This is a genomic window from Tritonibacter scottomollicae (genome assembly GCF_003003215.1).
In the GTDB taxonomy this organism is placed as follows: domain Bacteria; phylum Pseudomonadota; class Alphaproteobacteria; order Rhodobacterales; family Rhodobacteraceae; genus Epibacterium; species Epibacterium scottomollicae.
In genome coordinates, this window is sequence record NZ_PVUF01000006.1 from 1 (window position 1) to 15,477 (window position 15,477).

At 61.9% G+C, this 15,477-nt stretch carries 15 protein-coding genes and 1 tRNA gene; 4 read left to right on the forward strand and 12 right to left on the reverse strand.

The features are described 5' to 3' along the window. Positions 1–389: 389 nt before the first annotated feature. From CLV89_RS11115 to CLV89_RS11150, 8 genes are all read right to left on the reverse strand, one after another. Positions 390–935, reverse strand: coding sequence for a peroxiredoxin (locus CLV89_RS11115; protein WP_106163745.1), 546 nt, complete (start codon positions 933–935; stop codon positions 390–392). 164 nt (positions 936–1,099) lie between these two features. Further along, positions 1,100–2,032, reverse strand: a complete 933-nt coding sequence (locus tag CLV89_RS11120) for an AEC family transporter (protein WP_106163746.1) — start codon at positions 2,030–2,032, stop codon at positions 1,100–1,102. Between the two features lie 35 nt (positions 2,033–2,067). Next, positions 2,068–2,865: an MBL fold metallo-hydrolase gene (locus tag CLV89_RS11125; RefSeq protein ID WP_106163747.1), complete on the reverse strand. Its 798-nt coding sequence runs from the start codon at positions 2,863–2,865 to the stop codon at positions 2,068–2,070. Next, entirely contained in the window at positions 2,865–3,668 is an 804-nt protein-coding gene (locus CLV89_RS11130; protein ID WP_106163923.1) for a TatD family hydrolase, read from the reverse strand. Before CLV89_RS11130 ends, CLV89_RS11125 begins: the two co-directional genes overlap by 1 nt. Before the next feature lie 67 nt (positions 3,669–3,735). After that, the gene (locus CLV89_RS11135) at positions 3,736–4,857 is read right to left on the reverse strand and encodes a DNA polymerase III subunit delta' (protein WP_106163748.1); all 1,122 of its coding nucleotides are present in this window, start codon (positions 4,855–4,857) and stop codon (positions 3,736–3,738) included. Then, on the reverse strand, positions 4,854–5,498 hold the full coding sequence (tmk, locus tag CLV89_RS11140) for a dTMP kinase (protein ID WP_106163749.1): 645 nt from the start codon (positions 5,496–5,498) through the stop codon (positions 4,854–4,856). The genes CLV89_RS11135 and tmk overlap by 4 nt, the downstream gene beginning before the upstream one ends. Further along, positions 5,495–6,676 (reverse strand): D-alanyl-D-alanine carboxypeptidase family protein, encoded by a 1,182-nt coding sequence (locus CLV89_RS11145; protein ID WP_106163750.1) that lies wholly within the window; start codon positions 6,674–6,676, stop codon positions 5,495–5,497. The genes tmk and CLV89_RS11145 overlap by 4 nt, the downstream gene beginning before the upstream one ends. Before the next feature lie 58 nt (positions 6,677–6,734). Next, complete coding sequence (locus tag CLV89_RS11150; protein ID WP_106163751.1) at positions 6,735–7,643, reverse strand: SPOR domain-containing protein; 909 nt, start codon at positions 7,641–7,643, stop codon at positions 6,735–6,737. Positions 7,644–7,955: 312 nt separating this feature from the next. Here CLV89_RS11150 and CLV89_RS11155 point away from each other — a divergent pair. Both CLV89_RS11155 and CLV89_RS11160 read left to right on the forward strand, forming a co-directional pair. After that, positions 7,956–8,045, forward strand: a tRNA-Ser gene (locus tag CLV89_RS11155). A 395-nt stretch (positions 8,046–8,440) separates the two neighbouring features. Next, a complete protein-coding gene (locus CLV89_RS11160) occupies positions 8,441–8,830 on the forward strand; it encodes a hypothetical protein (RefSeq protein ID WP_106163752.1) in 390 nt (129 codons plus the stop codon). Positions 8,831–9,016: 186 nt separating this feature from the next. Here the strand turns inward: CLV89_RS11160 and CLV89_RS11165 are convergent, their stop codons facing one another. Further along, positions 9,017–9,337 carry an antibiotic biosynthesis monooxygenase family protein gene (locus tag CLV89_RS11165; RefSeq protein ID WP_106163753.1) on the reverse strand — a complete coding sequence of 107 codons (321 nt, stop codon included), beginning with the start codon at positions 9,335–9,337 and terminating at the stop codon, positions 9,017–9,019. Between the two features lie 150 nt (positions 9,338–9,487). On the opposite strand from CLV89_RS11165, the gene CLV89_RS11170 reads away from it, so the two are divergent. Both CLV89_RS11170 and CLV89_RS11175 read left to right on the forward strand, forming a co-directional pair. Further along, the gene (locus CLV89_RS11170; RefSeq protein ID WP_106163924.1) at positions 9,488–10,108 is read left to right on the forward strand and encodes a hypothetical protein; all 621 of its coding nucleotides are present in this window, start codon (positions 9,488–9,490) and stop codon (positions 10,106–10,108) included. Between the two features lie 60 nt (positions 10,109–10,168). Further along, entirely contained in the window at positions 10,169–10,684 is a 516-nt protein-coding gene (locus CLV89_RS11175) for a HugZ family pyridoxamine 5'-phosphate oxidase (RefSeq protein WP_106163754.1), read from the forward strand. Here CLV89_RS11175 and CLV89_RS11180 read toward each other — a convergent pair. The 3 genes from CLV89_RS11180 to CLV89_RS11190 form a co-directional block, all read right to left on the reverse strand. Next, positions 10,681–12,966, reverse strand: coding sequence for a glycosyl hydrolase family 28-related protein (locus tag CLV89_RS11180; protein ID WP_106163755.1), 2,286 nt, complete (start codon positions 12,964–12,966; stop codon positions 10,681–10,683). The two genes, CLV89_RS11175 and CLV89_RS11180, sit on opposite strands and share 4 nt — an antisense overlap. Positions 12,967–13,086: 120 nt before the next feature. Further along, positions 13,087–13,500 (reverse strand): DUF4864 domain-containing protein, encoded by a 414-nt coding sequence (locus CLV89_RS11185; RefSeq protein ID WP_106163756.1) that lies wholly within the window; start codon positions 13,498–13,500, stop codon positions 13,087–13,089. A gap of 237 nt (positions 13,501–13,737) precedes the next feature. Continuing rightward, on the reverse strand, positions 13,738–15,381 hold the full coding sequence (locus tag CLV89_RS11190; RefSeq protein WP_106163757.1) for a lysine--tRNA ligase: 1,644 nt from the start codon (positions 15,379–15,381) through the stop codon (positions 13,738–13,740). Positions 15,382–15,477 lie beyond the last annotated feature (96 nt).

A 15,477-nucleotide genomic window follows, 5' to 3' on the forward strand; every position in this document is an offset into this window, starting at 1 on the left:
AGCCACACAAACAGGCCGGACACACGACTGTACTGACAGACCATCGCGATTACAAAAATCTCTTGCAATGCAGGAGCCATCCACACAGGACATTCGTGCAGTCTCAGAAACCTTCAAACCAAGCTCAAAACGCGCCTTTGAAAGAGCCTTAGTCGCTCTGGATACCCATTCAGAAGGGGCCATTTGGCGATGGTTTCACACGGCGGTTTGCAGTCAGCGACCGGCATTCGTGCGTGGCTCAGCGCATCCATCGCTCGTGCGGGCTATGTCATCGTCGATGTAAACGCGCCTTGTCCAGACACTGCCCCTCTCACGCGTGCATACTAAAAAGGCCCCGCAAGCGATCTTGCGGGGCCTTTGCGTTCAGAGTGTCAACGCGACTGCGGGCCTTACGCCGCTTCGGTGACCTTGTTCTTCAGCGCCTTCAGCAGGTTCTCGGGGGAGGACTCGCCGTAAGGGTCTTCTGCGTGGTTGTCGTCACGGCCCGGCTCTTCGAAATAGGCTTCGACCACACCATCATTGACGATGGCCGCATAGCGCCAGGAGCGCATGCCAAAGCCGAGGTTATCCTTGGCCACCAGCATACCGACCTTGCGGGTGAATTCGCCGGAGCCATCGGGGATCACCTTGACGTTTTTGATGCCCTGAGCCTCGGCCCATTTGTTCATCACGAAGCTGTCGTTGACGGACATGCAGTAGATTTCGTCGATGCCCTCGGCCTGGAAGTCCGCGAACCCGTCCTCAAAGCCCGGCAGCTGATAGGTGGAGCAGGTCGGAGTAAAAGCGCCCGGCAGCGAGAACAGGATCACGCGCTTGCCCGCAAAATAATCGGCGGTGGTCATGTCCTGCCAGCGGAAGGGGTTCGACCCTTCGATGCTCTCATCGCGAACACGGGTGCGGAAGGTCACCTGGGGGAGTTTTTGTCCAGCAAACATGGGAGATCCTTGAAACTGATTTGAATGTGCGGCTCGTGTCTTACCGGATCTGCACCGAGGTGCAAGGGGGCCGGGCACAAGTTCACACGGCTGTTTCAATCAGCCGCAGAGCCAGGGCGCATTGCCTTCGCATATGTCCGTTTTTCAGGCAGTGGGTCGTAGTGCTAACTCAGCAATGTCAGCCACAGCAGCACCGTCACCACGCAGGACGCGGTCGCAATCAGCACCGACGACGCGGCGACTCGCTTGGCACGGCCATACATGTTGGCAAAGATATAGGCGTTAATGCCCGGCGCCATCGCCGCGTTTAGGACGCCGGACCGGAACAGATCCTGCCGCACATCCAGTGCCGAGCCGAGGCCAAAGACAATCGCCGGATGCAGCAGCAGTGAAATCCCGCACACCATGGCGATGGTGCGCAAATCACCTTCCGGGCGGTACTGAACCATGATCCCCCCGAGCGCGAAGAGCGCCGTGGGCAGGCCGGCCTTTGCCACAAGCGCCAGCGCCTCATCCACCGGTTCCGGGATCGTCAGACCGGTCAAGTTCACCGCGAACCCTGCCAGGATCGCAAGGATCAGATTGTTGCGGAAGATCGAATTCAGCACTGATGTGACGGTACGCAGCCCGCCCTGCCCCCGATTGCGGATGATCTCCATCGCGGTGATGCCCACCGCGTAACAAAAGGGCGAGTGGAAGGCGATGATGGCAAAGTTGCCCACCAGCGCATCCGGCCCGAAAGCGCGTTCCGTGATCGGCAGACCGAGCAGCACGGAGTTTGAGAACAGGCAGCAGAAGCCGATCGCGACGCAATCCTCCCACTCTCGTTTGAACAAGAACCGCGCGCCCAGAAAACCGGCAAAGAAGCAGGCCCCTGCCCCAGTGTAAAAACTGATCAGAAGACGCGGATCAAAGCCGGATTGCAGATCGATCCCTGCCATAGCTCGAAACAGCAGGAACGGGATGGCGACGCCCTGGGCGAATTTCATCAGCCCGTCGATCTGACCCTGCTGAAACATACCGCGCAGCGTCAGGCCATACCCGATCCCGACGACCACAAAGACCGGCAGGACGACATTGATAAGGTTGAAAATCATATGCGTGTCAGTCCGGTCTTTTGAAATTCTGTGGTTCAGTAATCGCTGTGGATCACCATGCCGTCAAAGGCGGGGGTGATATGATCCGGCGTCTCGGCGTCGACGGTGGCGTAATCCATGTCGATATGCATGTTGGTCAGCACCGCGCGCGCAGGCTGCATGCGGTCGATCCAGGCCAGCGCCTCGCCGTAGGAGAAATGCGTCGGATGCGGCGCGTGGCGCAAGGCGTCGAGCACCCAGCACTCCAGCCCCTCAAGCACCGGCACCACCGGTTCGGGGATCTTTGCCACATCCGGCAGATAGGCCAGATCGCCCATCCGGAACCCAAGCGCATCCATGCCACCGTGGTTCACCCGGAAAGGCACAAACGGGATGGTGCCACCCGCGCCGGAGATTTCAAACGCGCCGTCGATGTCGCGCATCTCCAGGATCGGCGGATAGCTCGACCCTTCGGGCTGGATGAAGGCATAGCCGAAACGATCCAGCAGATCGGCCCGGGTGGGGGCATCGGCAAAAACCGGGATGCGCTCGCGCATGTTGAAGACGATCATCCGCAGGTCGTCCAGCCCATGCACATGGTCCGCATGGGCATGGGTATAGACCACCGCATCCAGCCGCCCGACGCCTGCATCCAAAAGCTGACTGCGCATGTCGGGGCTCGTGTCGATCAGCACCGTGGTGGTGCCCTTCGGCCCGTCCTGTTCCACCAGCATGGAGCAGCGGCGACGGGTGTTCTTGGGGTTGTGCGGGTCGCAGTCGCCCCAGTGTCCACCGAGGCGCGGCACACCACCAGAAGAGCCGCAGCCCAGGATCGTGCAGCGTAATTGAGGCATCAGGCGGCGGCCTCATATGCGGCGGCCTTCCAGAACAGCCGGTCGAAATTCTCCTGCGTGCGGGCGGCGAACTCGGCATAGTCCAGGCCAAAGACCTCGGCACCGACCTTGGCGGTATGGGCGGTATAGGCGGGTTCATTGCGCTTGCCGCGATAGGGCGGCGGCGCGAGGTACGGACTGTCGGTTTCCACCAGAATGCGATCAAGGGGAGCGGCGGCAAAGATGTCGCGTAGCTCTTGGCTCTTGGGGAAGGTGGCGATGCCGGACATCGACAGATAGAACCCCAGGTCCAGCGCCGCACGGCCCAGCTCGGCCGAGGAAGAGAAGCAGTGCATCACGCAGGAATAGGCCTTCTGCGCGTGCGTCTCGCGAAGGATGCGGGCCATGTCGTCATCGGCGGCACGGGCGTGGATGATCAGCGGCAGGCCGGTGTCCTGTGCCGCCTCGATGTGGATTCTCAGGCTGTCCTTCTGCACCTCGGCGCTGTCGCCGGTGTAGTGATAGTCCAGCCCGGTTTCACCAATGCCGACAAATTTCGGGTGCTGCGCCAGGGCGACCAGCTCCTCCACCGTGGCCAGCGGCTCTTCAGCGGCGCTCATCGGGTGGGTACCGGCGGCGTAGAACACCGGCGCATGCGCCTCAGCGAGGGCGCGCACGGCGGGTTCGTTCTTCAGCTTGGTGCAGATGGTGACCATGCGGGTCACACCGGCCTCTGCCGCGCGGGCCAGGACCTCGGGCAGCTCCCCGTCGAAGTCGGGGAAATCAAGGTGGCAATGGCTGTCTGTGATCTGCGGGGTCGTCATGGTGTGGCCTCTGTCGCGGTCGAAAGTCGCGGTCATTCCGCCTGTCGCACCGGGACCGAAGGCCCGTTCAACGCGACGCGGTGTCCTGCATCTTGAACACCGTATCTAGGACCAGCGCCGCAGGGTCAAGGTTCACCGCCTGCCCGTGACGGCTGCGCTCGGTCACGGTGGCAGCAAGATCGGCCCAGGCCCGCGCCCGGTGCGGATCCGGCGACAGGCGCGACAGCACCCCGCCCTCGTTCGGGGCGGCTTCGGGCATCGGCGGCTGGCCGGTGGCCCCTGTGCGCGCGAGGCGCACGAGCAACAGGTCGATCAGGGTCAACATCAGCTCGAACCGCTCCGCGCCGCCGCGGGTGGCGGCCTTTTCGGCCAGTGCCATGGCACGCTGGCGATCCAGTCGCGGCAGGCTGTCGGTAATCGCCAGCAATTCTGCATAGAGCTTCATGCCCTCGAGCGACAGCAGCCGCATGGCCGCCCCGACAGAGCCTGCGGCAAGGGCTGCAAGATGGGTCGGATCATCGGGCAGCTCAGCCCCGGCCTGTGCGAGCGCGGCCTGCATATCGTCGGGCTGCAGGGGACCAAGACGCAGGGTCCGACAACGCGAGCGGATTGTCGGCAACAGGCGCGACGGCTGATGCGAAATCAGCAGCAATGTCGTGCGCGCGGGCGGCTCTTCTAGCATCTTCAACAGGGCGTTGGCGGCGTTGACGTTCATCTCGTCGGCGCAGTCCACAATCACCACCCGGCGTCCGCCCTCGGCAGAGGACAGGCCAAAGAACCGATTCAGCACCCGGATGTCATCCACCACGATCTGGTCGCGCAGACGGCCCTTGTCGTTGTAGCTGCGGGTGATTGTGGCAAGCCCCGGCTCGGCCAGCGCCTGAATGCGGTGACTGACAGGGTGGTCCGGGTCGATCTCAAGGCTGGTGGGAGGCGGCGGAGCGCCGAACAGCCCATCATCCTCCATCGGAGGGGTTGCCAACAGGAAACGCGCGATGCGCCAGGCCAGCGTCGCCTTGCCGACGCCACGTGGCCCCATGATGAGCCAGGCGTGATGCAGCCGTTCGGTGGAAAACGCGTGCAGAAAATCCGCTTCCGCCTGCGCATGACCAAACAGCTGCGCGGTTTCGCGCGGATGCGGCGCGCCCTCGGCCTGATCGGCGCGGGGAAGCTCTTCGGGATCACTCATGCCCGCGCGTCCAGGGCCGCCGCAACGGTGCGCGCGACATCTGCAGCCACGGCCTCCATCTGCCGGGCGCCGTCGATGACGCGGAACCGGTCGGCAAATTCCTCCGCCAGCGACAGGAACCCCGCGCGCATCTTCTCCTGCAGGTCGAGGCCGAAATCCTCGAACCGCTCCTCACGGCCCTGCCGCCCCTTGGCGCGGGCAAGGCCGGTCGCCGGGTCCATATCGATCAGCAGGGTCACATCCGGCTCGCGGCCGATCATCAGCGCATGCAGGCTGTCGACGGTGGCGCGCAGATCGCCGCGCGACAGGCCCTGATACATGCGGGTAGAATCGGCAAAACGATCGCAGATCACCACCTTCCCAGCCGCCAAGGCCGGGCGAATGGTGCGCTCCAGATGGTCGCGACGGGCGGCGGTGAACAGCAGGATCTCAGTCTCTGCTGACCAGCGGTCGGGGTCGCCTTCCAGCACCAGACGGCGGATCTCCTCTGCCCCAGGCGATCCGCCGGGTTCCCGCGTCAGCACCACCTCGCGCCCCATGCTGCGCAGGTGGTCCGCCAGCAGGCGGCATTGAGTGGATTTGCCCGACCCGTCGATGCCCTCGAAGGTCAGAAACAGGCCGCGGCCTTGGTCTTGATTCACAATGCGTCCTCGGGGCCGTTCAGAAACCGTGTCACCAGCACGCGCGCGGCGGTCATCACCTTGACCGGAAAGCCCCCGGTGCCCACATCGCTCTGCGCTACCAGTGGCAGGCGCATCTCGGGCAGGTCTTCGGGCTGCACAACCAACTCGGCAAGCTGCTGACCGGCCTGGATCGGCGCGGTGACGGGGCCGGTATAGACAACTTCGGCATTGATCGCATCACCGGAAAGCGCCGGCAAAAGGATTTCCAAATCCTGTGCAGGCACCAGCCCGACCGTGGGGCTCTCGCCCATCCAGACCTCGGCCTGTTCGACGGCCAGGCCTTCGCGGGCGATGGTTCTCTTGGTGAACTGACGGAACGACCAATTGACGATCGCCTCGCTCTCTTCGGCGCGTTCGGGTGTCGTGTTCATACCGGAGATCACGAAGATCACCCGGCGATCCCCCTGCTTGGCAGATCCCACCAGACCATAGCCAGCCTCTTGAGTGTGGCCGGTCTTCAGCCCATCCGCACCAATATCGAGCTGCAACAGCGGGTTTCGGTTACGCACGTTCGACGGCGCGCGGCCATCGAATGCAAACTCCTGTTCGGCGAACATCGGGTAGAACTCCGGGAAATCCTCGATCAGATGTTCCGCCAGAACGGCCAGGTCGCGCACCGACATCCGGTGCCCGGGATCAGGCCAGCCGTTGGAGTTCATAAACGTGCTTTCGGTCATGCCCAACTCTCGCGCCCGACGGGTCATGTAGCGGGCAAAACCGGCTTCGGTGCCATCGGGGCTGAGGGCCTCTGCGATCACCGCGCAGGCGTCATTGCCTGACAGCACGATAATGCCCCGCAGCAGGTCCTCGACCCGCACCCGGTCGGTGGTATCCAGGAACATGGTCGAGCCCTTGTAGCTCATGGCGTGTTCGCTGACCGGCAGGCGTTCATCCATGGTCAAACGCCCGTCCCGCACCGCCTCGAAGGCGACGTAGAGCGTCATGAGCTTGGACATCGATGCAGGCGGCATCGGCACGTTTGCGTTCTTTTCCAGCAGCACCGTGTTGGTGCCCTGATCCACCACATAGGCGGCGCGTGCCTTGGTGTCGAAGGCCAGCGCAGTCGACGCGGAGGCGGCAACCCATAGCCCGGCCAGGGCGCCAATGCAGGTGGCGGGTGTAAAGCGGATGGTCACGGGGGAGATCCTCCCTTGAGGGCGCTTGTCAATTGTCGCAGATCCGGCGCGGGCCGGATCAGTTGGTCACCGCGTAAGCGTCTGCAAAGCCGGCACCTTTCACGGCCTTCAGCAGCTGCGAGCGTTCGCCTTTGGACTGGGCCGGACCGACGACGACGCGCCAGAACGATTTGCCGTTCGCGGCCTGCTCGTAGACGGTGGGAATGATGCCGGCGTTGCGCATCTGGTCCGCCGTGCGTTTGGCGTTGGCCTCAACGCTGAATATGCCAATCTGGATGTAGGGTTTCGTCAAAGCAGAACGTTGCGAGGCAACCGGCTGTGTCGGCGCTGGAGTGGGCGCAGGTGTTGCAGCTGGCGCGGTGGCCTCGATCGCAGCCGATGCACCGCTGGTAATCGGATCAAGCGCCTGCGTTTCAACCTCTGCGCTGGCTGCAACCGGTGCGTCCCCTTCCTCCAGCCCTTCGATCTGCGGCACCTCCGCGTCCGGCGGCGTGTCGTCCACGGCCTCACGCCGCAGGGCAGTTACATTCAACTCAACCGGAGCGCCGGCCAGCATCGACAACGCCGCCGCCGCATCCGAAGACACCTGCAGACGCGGGCCGGGGATCGCCCGCTCGCGGCGGAACAAGGCCCCGATCACAAACTTGCCGTTGGCATTGTTGCGGATGATGACTCGTTCCGGCTCCGTCACATCCGGATGTGCGACCCAGACCCCCCCGATAGAGGGGCGGCCATCCCAAAGACCGGCTTCTGTCACCTGAAAAACATCCGGCGCCTCGACGTCGCGCTCTACCAGCTTGGTGGAGTTACTCGGCAGACCCTGCTCACCCGCGCCCTTGGGCTGCAGGAAGGACAGGTTTGCCCCCTCTTCACACGCCGCCAGCGCCAGCGCACTTGTCAGAGCAAGGGCCACACCTGTCGCCCTGGCCCTGCGGCGACCTGCCCGGTCCGAAATCTTATCGCTCATGCGCGTATCCTGCCTGCTCATGCTGCTCATGGTCCGTCACTGTCTGTCTTCGCTGCCTGTCTTCGCCTCGACACATCCGCCGCAGCCCCATGTCAAAGCGCGCGGAGCAGTCGATTGCCGGTTTTCCGGTCTCATGCGTCTTTGAGCGAAGCATAAACACTGTGATTTGGTATGGAAACCCTGACGTTTGGCCCATCGGCAACAATGGGCGACAGATTGCGTGTTCGTGATCCGCAGCAATCTTGCGCGGATTTCTCCTTGCCACTGCGCCGCTCGCGTCATAAACCGCAGAACAGTTCGATCTGCGTGACCGGGGAGGTGGCAGAGTGGTCGAATGCGGCGGTCTTGAAAACCGTTGAACGTGAGAGCGTTCCCAGGGTTCGAATCCCTGTCTCCCCGCCATTAAATCAATGGGTTATGGTGCTTCACGCTCACTTCGGCGAATGGTGAACTCAAACATCGGCCAAGACTTCCCTCCAACTTCACGATTGCTCCCTGTCTTTGTGCCTGAAGATCAAAGCGTCTTCGTGCGGGGCGCTTTCGCTGTGTGTCTTTGGGCGCTTGTTGAACAATCGAGAGACCTTGACGACCGATGCGGACTGACACTGACGATCAGTGCAACGACAGCAACATCACACACCAGCTGATTGCCTCATGCGGCCTCGGCCCTCAAAGGCGCGTATCTCGACGGCAGCCGCACCGCTTGACCTCCACGTCTTGACCGATATCGAATAACATGACGAAATCGAGTGTTATTGACTTATGGATTTCAAATCTTCGCAATCATAGGATGCCCCATGCTCCGCGCCCCTCTTGCCCTTTCTGCTCTCGCCCTGCTGGCCGCCTGCGCCACGCCCCAGGAACGCTGCATCCGACAAGGCGCGTCGGAGCAAACTCGGATAGTGAATGAGATCAGCGAAACCGAAGCAAATATCTCTCGTGGCTACGCCATTCACCGACAGACCATTCCAGAAACCATTTTTCACACCTGCAGGCGGGTGAGCGACGGCAAGGTCGTGGGCTACTACCCCTGCCCCGAGACATACTATCGGACCGTGGAAACCCCGGTTTCCATCAATATCGGCGAAGAACGTAAAAAACTGCGCGGGCTCAAGGACGCCCTGCCCGCAGCCAGCAAACGCGCCAGAGACGCCGCAGCACAATGTCGGATACAGTACCCGGAATAAAAGCGCACGCTGACGTCGACCGCTTCAAAGACATCCATTTACCACGCCCCGCGTGACAACCAAAACGATTGCGCCACCGCCCGACGTATCAGTCAGTGAACCCGCCCCTAACGCAGAGCTTTCGGCACGCCAGGTTTCAGTGCCCGGCGGGCGTGGCAGGCGGGGTGGTCGTGGCTGTTCCAGGCTTTAGTCGTAGCTCGCCATCACGTCATACATCACCGGCTCGAAACTGCGACACAGCGTGTTCAGCACCCGGTTTCGCTTGCGCATCTCTTCGCTGCGCAACATCTCCATGAAATCCTCTCGTTGGCGCCACTGGGAATAGTTGGCCACCCGAGTTTGGGCATCATTCACATGCAGCGCTGCCGCGATAAAACCGGGCTGATGCGAGATGAACTCCGAATAGGCTTCCTCCAGCGCATCGACCAGATCCTGACAGGTGCCGGGCGTCACCTCAAACGTGGTGATCACCGTTTGCACATGGTTGGTTTTTGCAATTGTCGGCATGAGGTCCTCCTTCTCATCCTGCCTTTCAGACTATGCCAACTGGCTTGAAAGTCGACAGGATTTCGCTCTACCATAGGTGGAGCGAGGTAAATTCAAGGGCTCCCGCCTGTGCGCCGACCCATCACGATTTTCCTGTTTTTACATGTCGTCATGACCACCAGCTGGGCACAGGCTGGTGCGTGGCTGGAACAAACGGGATCCGGGTTCCTGTCCACATCGATCCGCGCCCGAGAGACCGGCACCGAACTCGGAGCTTACGCCAGCTACGGGCTGAGCCAAAATCTGACGTTTGGCCTCGACATCAATCAAAGCGACGACTCCGGATTTCAGAGCGCCCATGCACTGGCCTTTGCCCGCCTGCCCCTGCGACAGCGCAAGGCGGGTTGGCAATTGGCGGTCGAACTCGGGGCCGGCCTTGGGCAGCGCGACGCAGACTGGACGCCTATGCAGCGGCTGACGCTTTCGGCCGGGCGCGCGCTGTCCTGGCGCGGGCGCGACGGTTGGCTTGCAGTCGATCTGGGCCGAGAATGGCATGATGCCGGTGACGCCTGGAAACTTGACGGAACGCTCGGCCTCCACCGCTCACAAGGCCCCGCCCCCATTGTGCAGGTCGAGCTATACCAGCCTGACTACGGCGATCTCGCGTGGAAAATCCTGCCCGGCCTCCGCTGGCGCTTGTCCCCCGACCGAGAGTTGCTGACCGGGTTGGAATGGCGCTCATTCGGGGAGGCGCGGCTTGGCCTCAAGGTGGAATTATGGCACAGGTTCTGAGCCCTGCCAGCCGCAACTCCGTGCCCGCCCGGCCTGTCCCGAACATTCCGGAGCCTACCCATGCCATCTGACACCAACACTCCCACAAAAAGCCCCTCACCCATTCGCCCCACAGATGACGAGGCCCGCGCCTTGGCACGTCAGCTGATGCAGGACGCCCGGTTCGCCGCCCTCGCGACGTTGACTGATGCGGGGCATCCGATGCAAAGCCGCGTCGCCTTTGGCCTAGACGCCGGTGGTGCGCCGATTTCGCTGGTCTCGACCCTCGCCGCGCACACCCAAGCCATGGCCGTGCGCCCGCAGATCTCGCTCTTGGTGGGGGAGCCGGGCACCAAGGGCGATCCGCTGACACATCCGCGTCTCAGCCTCAACGGGATTGCTGAAATACTGCCCAACGCCTGCACTGCGCATGACGAGATGGCCGCGCAGTATCTGCGCAGCCACCCCAAGGCAAAGCTCTACATCGGCTTTGGCGATTTCCACTTTGTCCGGTTCCAGATCTCAGAGGCGTTTCTGAACGGCGGATTTGGCAAGGCCTACACCCTGCGGCCTGCGGACCTCGGGCTCTCTGCCTAGCGATCAATCCGGATCAGCACCCGCACCGTGCCGCGCACCGCTTGCTCCCAGATGATGTCGATCTCGTTGTTATTGCTGCCTTCCTGCGTGCGTACATAATGGCCCGGATAAGCCACGGACCCGCTGCTGTTGCGCAATGCGCCTTCGACGATCACCGCATCCACGGCGCGGCTGTAGGCCTGAAATGGCAGCGTGCCGCCGGTGGGCACCGTCCAGGTGCTGGCCACGGTGTTCTGATCAAACTCCACCCGCAGCGGATTGCGCGATTGCGTCGAGACGTTGTGAAAACTGTTGCCGTCAAAGAACACGTCCTTGGAGCGGGTAAAGTTCAGATTGGCAAAGCTGGTGTCCACGCGTTCGGCCCGGTCGATATTGCCATTGATGGAGCGGAACTTGTTTCCGGTGACGGACACCCCGTTGAGGAAGTGACCGCTGCCGAAGGGTTTGACCACGATGTAACTGAACCAGCTCGCCACATCACCGCTGAGGAAAACATTGTCAGTAATCGACATCGCCGCAAAGGAGAACCCGCCAGTGAAATCCGGATCCGCGTCATATTCGTTGGTCCACTCGATAAAGCAGTTGTCGATGTAGTTTTCCGAAATCGTGTGAGAGGCATAGGTGTCGGTCACAACAATTCCCGCCGTGCGGATGCCACCTGCCACGCTGTCGCCCTGAAAGAAGTGGTTGCCGGTCACCGTGTGGTTCGACCCGGCCATCACGGCCCAATGCCGAAAGCGCGTGGCGCGGTTGTGGCGCAGTTTCACGTCGTTGGAGTTGACGTTGAGCGCGATGGTTTCGCGATCCGCCACATCCGCCGCATCCTCGTCGGACAGGAATTGGCAATTGTCCACCAGCATCCCCTGACATCCGCTGCCGATCGAGGTGATGCCCCGCGCCTTTGGCTTGGTGAAAAAACAGTTGTGCGCCGCGAATACCGTACCCGCGGGGGCCAGGCGCAGGGCGCTGGCCTCTCCATTGCACTGGAACTCCACGCCTGAGATGCCGAATTTCTTCAATGAAGAGAACCCGGAGAAATCGAGCATGTACTTGAAGGCGGTGAAGGTGAAATTCTGCGTGCCTTCCGCATCATAGAGCGGTTGACTCAGGGTCAGCTCGCCCGCGCCGGTGTTCTTGGATTTCACATAGACCTCGCGCCCGACGCCTGCGCCCTCGACCAATGCGCCGATTGGGATGGCAGAAATATTGGCGACGTTGGTCAGCTTTCTTTTGTCAGCGCTGTCGTAGGTCGCTTGCGCGGTGACCACGTCATGATCCCAATTGGCGCCCGCTTGCGCCGTGAACTGGCCGTTTCGGATATAGCGGCGCGTGGCATAGCTGGTGCGATTGGGGACTGCCGCCTGCATATCAATCGGCGCGCTCACCGTGATGCTGCGTCCGCCAAGGTCGAGGCTTTCGTGGTCCACACTGTTCAGCAGCGCCTGAAACGCCTTTTCAAAGGCCAGCTGTTCATCTTCAAATGCCGCCGCATAGGTCGGGTAATCGTAGCTCTTGGTCAGCAAGAGCATCGCGCTACCGGGCATCGACAACGTGCCCTCAAAGATCACCTCGTGATGCAGCGAAAGAGTACTGTTGATGCGGAACTCGCCCTCTGGCACCAGGATGCGGCGACCATCGGCGGCGTCATCGGCGGCCTCGAAAGCCGCGTGGCAGTTGGTGCTGCCATCGCCCACGGCGCCAAAATCGGTCACATCCACCAAGCTCAGCATATCGCGCAGAAAAACGCTGGTGATGTCCTCGATCACGATGTCGTCGACCCGGATCACCCCGCCATTGGCGCCGGTCAGATTGAGGCCGAGGTGGCCATAGACGGCACTCAGCCCCCAAGGCATGTCGACACCAGAGCGGCTGCCGGTGCCGACGATGGCCTGCACCTCCACCACCTCGCCATAGGCACTGAGGGTCACGCCCGGCCCGCTCTCGATCACGCCGGAGACATGGCCGTTGTTGGCCGCCCCTGCCCAGCCCGCGATGCGCACGGTGGGCAGGGCGCCGCTCATCGCCTTCACCCGCGCGGTCACCCGCAGGTAGCAGCCCGGCAGGATCGGGGTTTCGCCCATGTAGCGCAGCTTTTGGGTGCTGTCGGTCTTTTGCAGCTCCAGACAGCCGCCGAAATCCGCGTCCCCCGCCACCAATGCGGCATTCGCGGCCCCGTCATAGGTGTCGGAGCCGGGGGTGCCGTTGCCGCTGGACCAGACGTCAAGCCCGCCTGAAAATGCGGGCGGCATCAGTTGCAAACCGTCGGTGATTGCCTTGTTCATGAGAGAGACCTTTCCTGTTCCAGCACGCCGGGATTGGGAAAGGTTCTATCATTTGGGACTTAAGTCCCGCTCAGGAGGGCGCGCGCGGCCCGCGCAACACCCGGAGGGTCAGCAGCAGCCTCAGACGTTGGCGCCCGGGGCCTTGAGAAGCTGTACAGCGTTGATTTTCCAACCCGTTTCAGTCTCAATCATCTGGTAGTCGAGCATGTGAATACCGCCACTGTCATCAGTCACCATGACCCGTTGCCAGAGGTTTCCAGCCACCTCGCGCAGTTCGAGGTAGCGCACATCTGCTGGACGCCAGACCATCGGATAGCCCTGTTCGACCATGGTGGCGAACCGTTCCGGCGTACCAAACAATGCGCGAATATTGGGCGAGGCAAACCCGAAGGCGGCCCCCATGTCATCGGATTGAAAGGCCTCGATCTGGGCGCCAATGACGCCGGTGATCGGCTCCTTCTGCGCCGTGGCCCGCGTGCCAAGCGTCGCAACCGCCATTGCGGCCACAAGGCCAAGTGTCATCATCATCCGCATCACAAAACTCCTCCGTACCAGCACCTGATTGCTAAGGAGATAGCGTGCCTGCGTATGCGGTCAAAAAACGGAGACTTTACAGACGCAGGCGCAGCTGTGATCGCGCTCGGTCGCACGTTCGTCAGGCCTATCGACGTGGACCTGCCCGCAAGGACGCCCGCAACAGAAGGGATCATTCAACGTAAAACGGGCGCCCGCTTGGGACGCCCGTCATGAGGTCACGCGTGTGCGTTGGTCTCAGACCAGCTCGCCCGCCAATGCGCTTTCGATCAGCGTGATGGTCTCCTCGACGCCGTAAAGCGCGATGAAGCCACCAAAGCGCGGCCCCTGCGTGGCGCCCAAGAGCACCTCGTAAATGGCGGAGAACCAGGCCCGCAGCGGCTCGAACCCGTGGATCTTGCCGATGGCAAAGACCACCGACTGCAGGAATTCCTCATCGGCAAAGTTCGCCTCGGGCAGCGGGTCGTCATTGCCGACAAGCTCGTTCTTCTTGGCAATGGCAGCGAGTGCGGCCTCGGGCGAGCGCAGCGCATCGGCCAGATCCGTAAGCGCGGCGCGCTCCTGATCGCCTGGCAGGCGGTAGGTTTTGGCAGGCTTCACGAAGTCCTGGAAATAGCGCACGGCAAAGCCCGCCGCCTGATCCATGCCCGGATGTGTCGCGGCAGTGGCGTCGGGGGCGTATTTGTTGATGAAGCCCCACATGGTGTCCTTGTCCTCGGCGCTGGAGGCGCTGGCGAGGTTCAACAACATCGAGAAGGAGACCACCATGTCCGATTCCGGCACGTCGCCACCGTGGATGTGCCAGACCGGGTTGTTGAGCTGTGCCTTCAGATCCTGACCATGGTAGGCGCGCAGCTGCTGGTGATACTCGTCCACCGCCTTGGGGATCACATCGAAATGCATCCGCTTGGCGGTCTTGGGCTTTTGGTACATGAAATAGGACAGGCTCTCGGAGGACGCGTAGGTCAGCCAGTCGTCGATGGACACGCCGTTGCCGGAGGTCTTGGAGATCTTCTGGCCGTTCTCATCGAGGAACAGCTCGTAGGTGAAATGCTCCGGTGCACGCTGGCCCAGCGCGCGGCAGATCCCGTCATAGATCGGCGTGTTTGTGGAATGGTCCTTGCCGTACATCTCGAAATCGACGCCCAGCGCCGCCCAGCGGGCGCCGAAATCCGGTTTCCACTGCAGTTTCACATTGCCGCCGGTGACGGGCAACGTCCATTCGCGCCCATCTTCGTCGTCAAAGGTCACGGTGTATGTCTCGGCACAGACCTTTTTCATCGGCACGTAAAGCACCCGCCCGGTTTCCGGATGGATCGGCAGGAAGATGGAATAGGTCTGGCGGCGCTCTTCGCGCAGGGACTTCAGCATGATCTCCATGATGTCGTCGTATTTGTCGACCGCGCGCTTCAGCACCTCGTCGAACCGGCCGGAGCCGTAAAATTCGGTAGCGGAATAGAACTCATACTCGAAACCAAACGTATCGAGGAAGCGGCGCAGCATGGCGTTGTTATGATGGCCAAAGCTATCATGCGTGCCAAACGGGTCCGGCACCGATGTCAGCGGCTTCTGCAAATGGTCCTGCAGGCTCTCGGAATTGGGCACATTGCCGGGGATCTTGCGCATACCGTCCAGATCATCCGAAAAGCAGATCAGCTTGGTCGGAATATCCGAGATCACCTCGAAGGCGGTCTTGATCATGGTGGTGCGGGCCACCTCGCCAAAGGTGCCGATGTGGGGCAGGCCGGAGGGGCCGTAGCCGGTCTCGAACAGCACATATCCCTTCTCCGGCGCGCCCTTGGCGTAACGTTTGAGAACACGGCGTGCTTCTTCAAACGGCCAGGCTTTGCTCTTCAGAGCTTCTTCGCGCAGAACAGACATGATGTACTCCAGTCAGCGTCTTTTTCAGGGATGATCGGCGGCACCACGCGCACCGACGCTCCCCTCTATTGTGCCTGTGCAGCATGAGTCAACAAG

What these genes read in the sequence shown, in the direction of transcription:
- CLV89_RS11115 (WP_106163745.1), bottom strand. Translation starts at nt 935, where the DNA reads ATGTTTGCTGGACAAAAACTCCCCCAGGTGACCTTCCGCACCCGTGTT.
- CLV89_RS11120 (WP_106163746.1), bottom strand. Translation starts at nt 2,032, where the DNA reads ATGATTTTCAACCTTATCAATGTCGTCCTGCCGGTCTTTGTGGTCGTC.
- CLV89_RS11125 (WP_106163747.1), bottom strand. Translation starts at nt 2,865, where the DNA reads ATGCCTCAATTACGCTGCACGATCCTGGGCTGCGGCTCTTCTGGTGGT.
- CLV89_RS11130 (WP_106163923.1), bottom strand. Translation starts at nt 3,668, where the DNA reads ATGACGACCCCGCAGATCACAGACAGCCATTGCCACCTTGATTTCCCC.
- CLV89_RS11135 (WP_106163748.1), bottom strand. Translation starts at nt 4,857, where the DNA reads ATGAGTGATCCCGAAGAGCTTCCCCGCGCCGATCAGGCCGAGGGCGCG.
- CLV89_RS11150 (WP_106163751.1), bottom strand. Translation starts at nt 7,643, where the DNA reads ATGAGCGATAAGATTTCGGACCGGGCAGGTCGCCGCAGGGCCAGGGCG.
- CLV89_RS11160 (WP_106163752.1), top strand. Translation starts at nt 8,441, where the DNA reads ATGCTCCGCGCCCCTCTTGCCCTTTCTGCTCTCGCCCTGCTGGCCGCC.
- CLV89_RS11165 (WP_106163753.1), bottom strand. Translation starts at nt 9,337, where the DNA reads ATGCCGACAATTGCAAAAACCAACCATGTGCAAACGGTGATCACCACG.
- CLV89_RS11170 (WP_106163924.1), top strand. Translation starts at nt 9,488, where the DNA reads ATGACCACCAGCTGGGCACAGGCTGGTGCGTGGCTGGAACAAACGGGA.
- CLV89_RS11175 (WP_106163754.1), top strand. Translation starts at nt 10,169, where the DNA reads ATGCCATCTGACACCAACACTCCCACAAAAAGCCCCTCACCCATTCGC.
- CLV89_RS11180 (WP_106163755.1), bottom strand. Translation starts at nt 12,966, where the DNA reads ATGAACAAGGCAATCACCGACGGTTTGCAACTGATGCCGCCCGCATTT.
- CLV89_RS11185 (WP_106163756.1), bottom strand. Translation starts at nt 13,500, where the DNA reads ATGCGGATGATGATGACACTTGGCCTTGTGGCCGCAATGGCGGTTGCG.
- CLV89_RS11190 (WP_106163757.1), bottom strand. Translation starts at nt 15,381, where the DNA reads ATGTCTGTTCTGCGCGAAGAAGCTCTGAAGAGCAAAGCCTGGCCGTTT.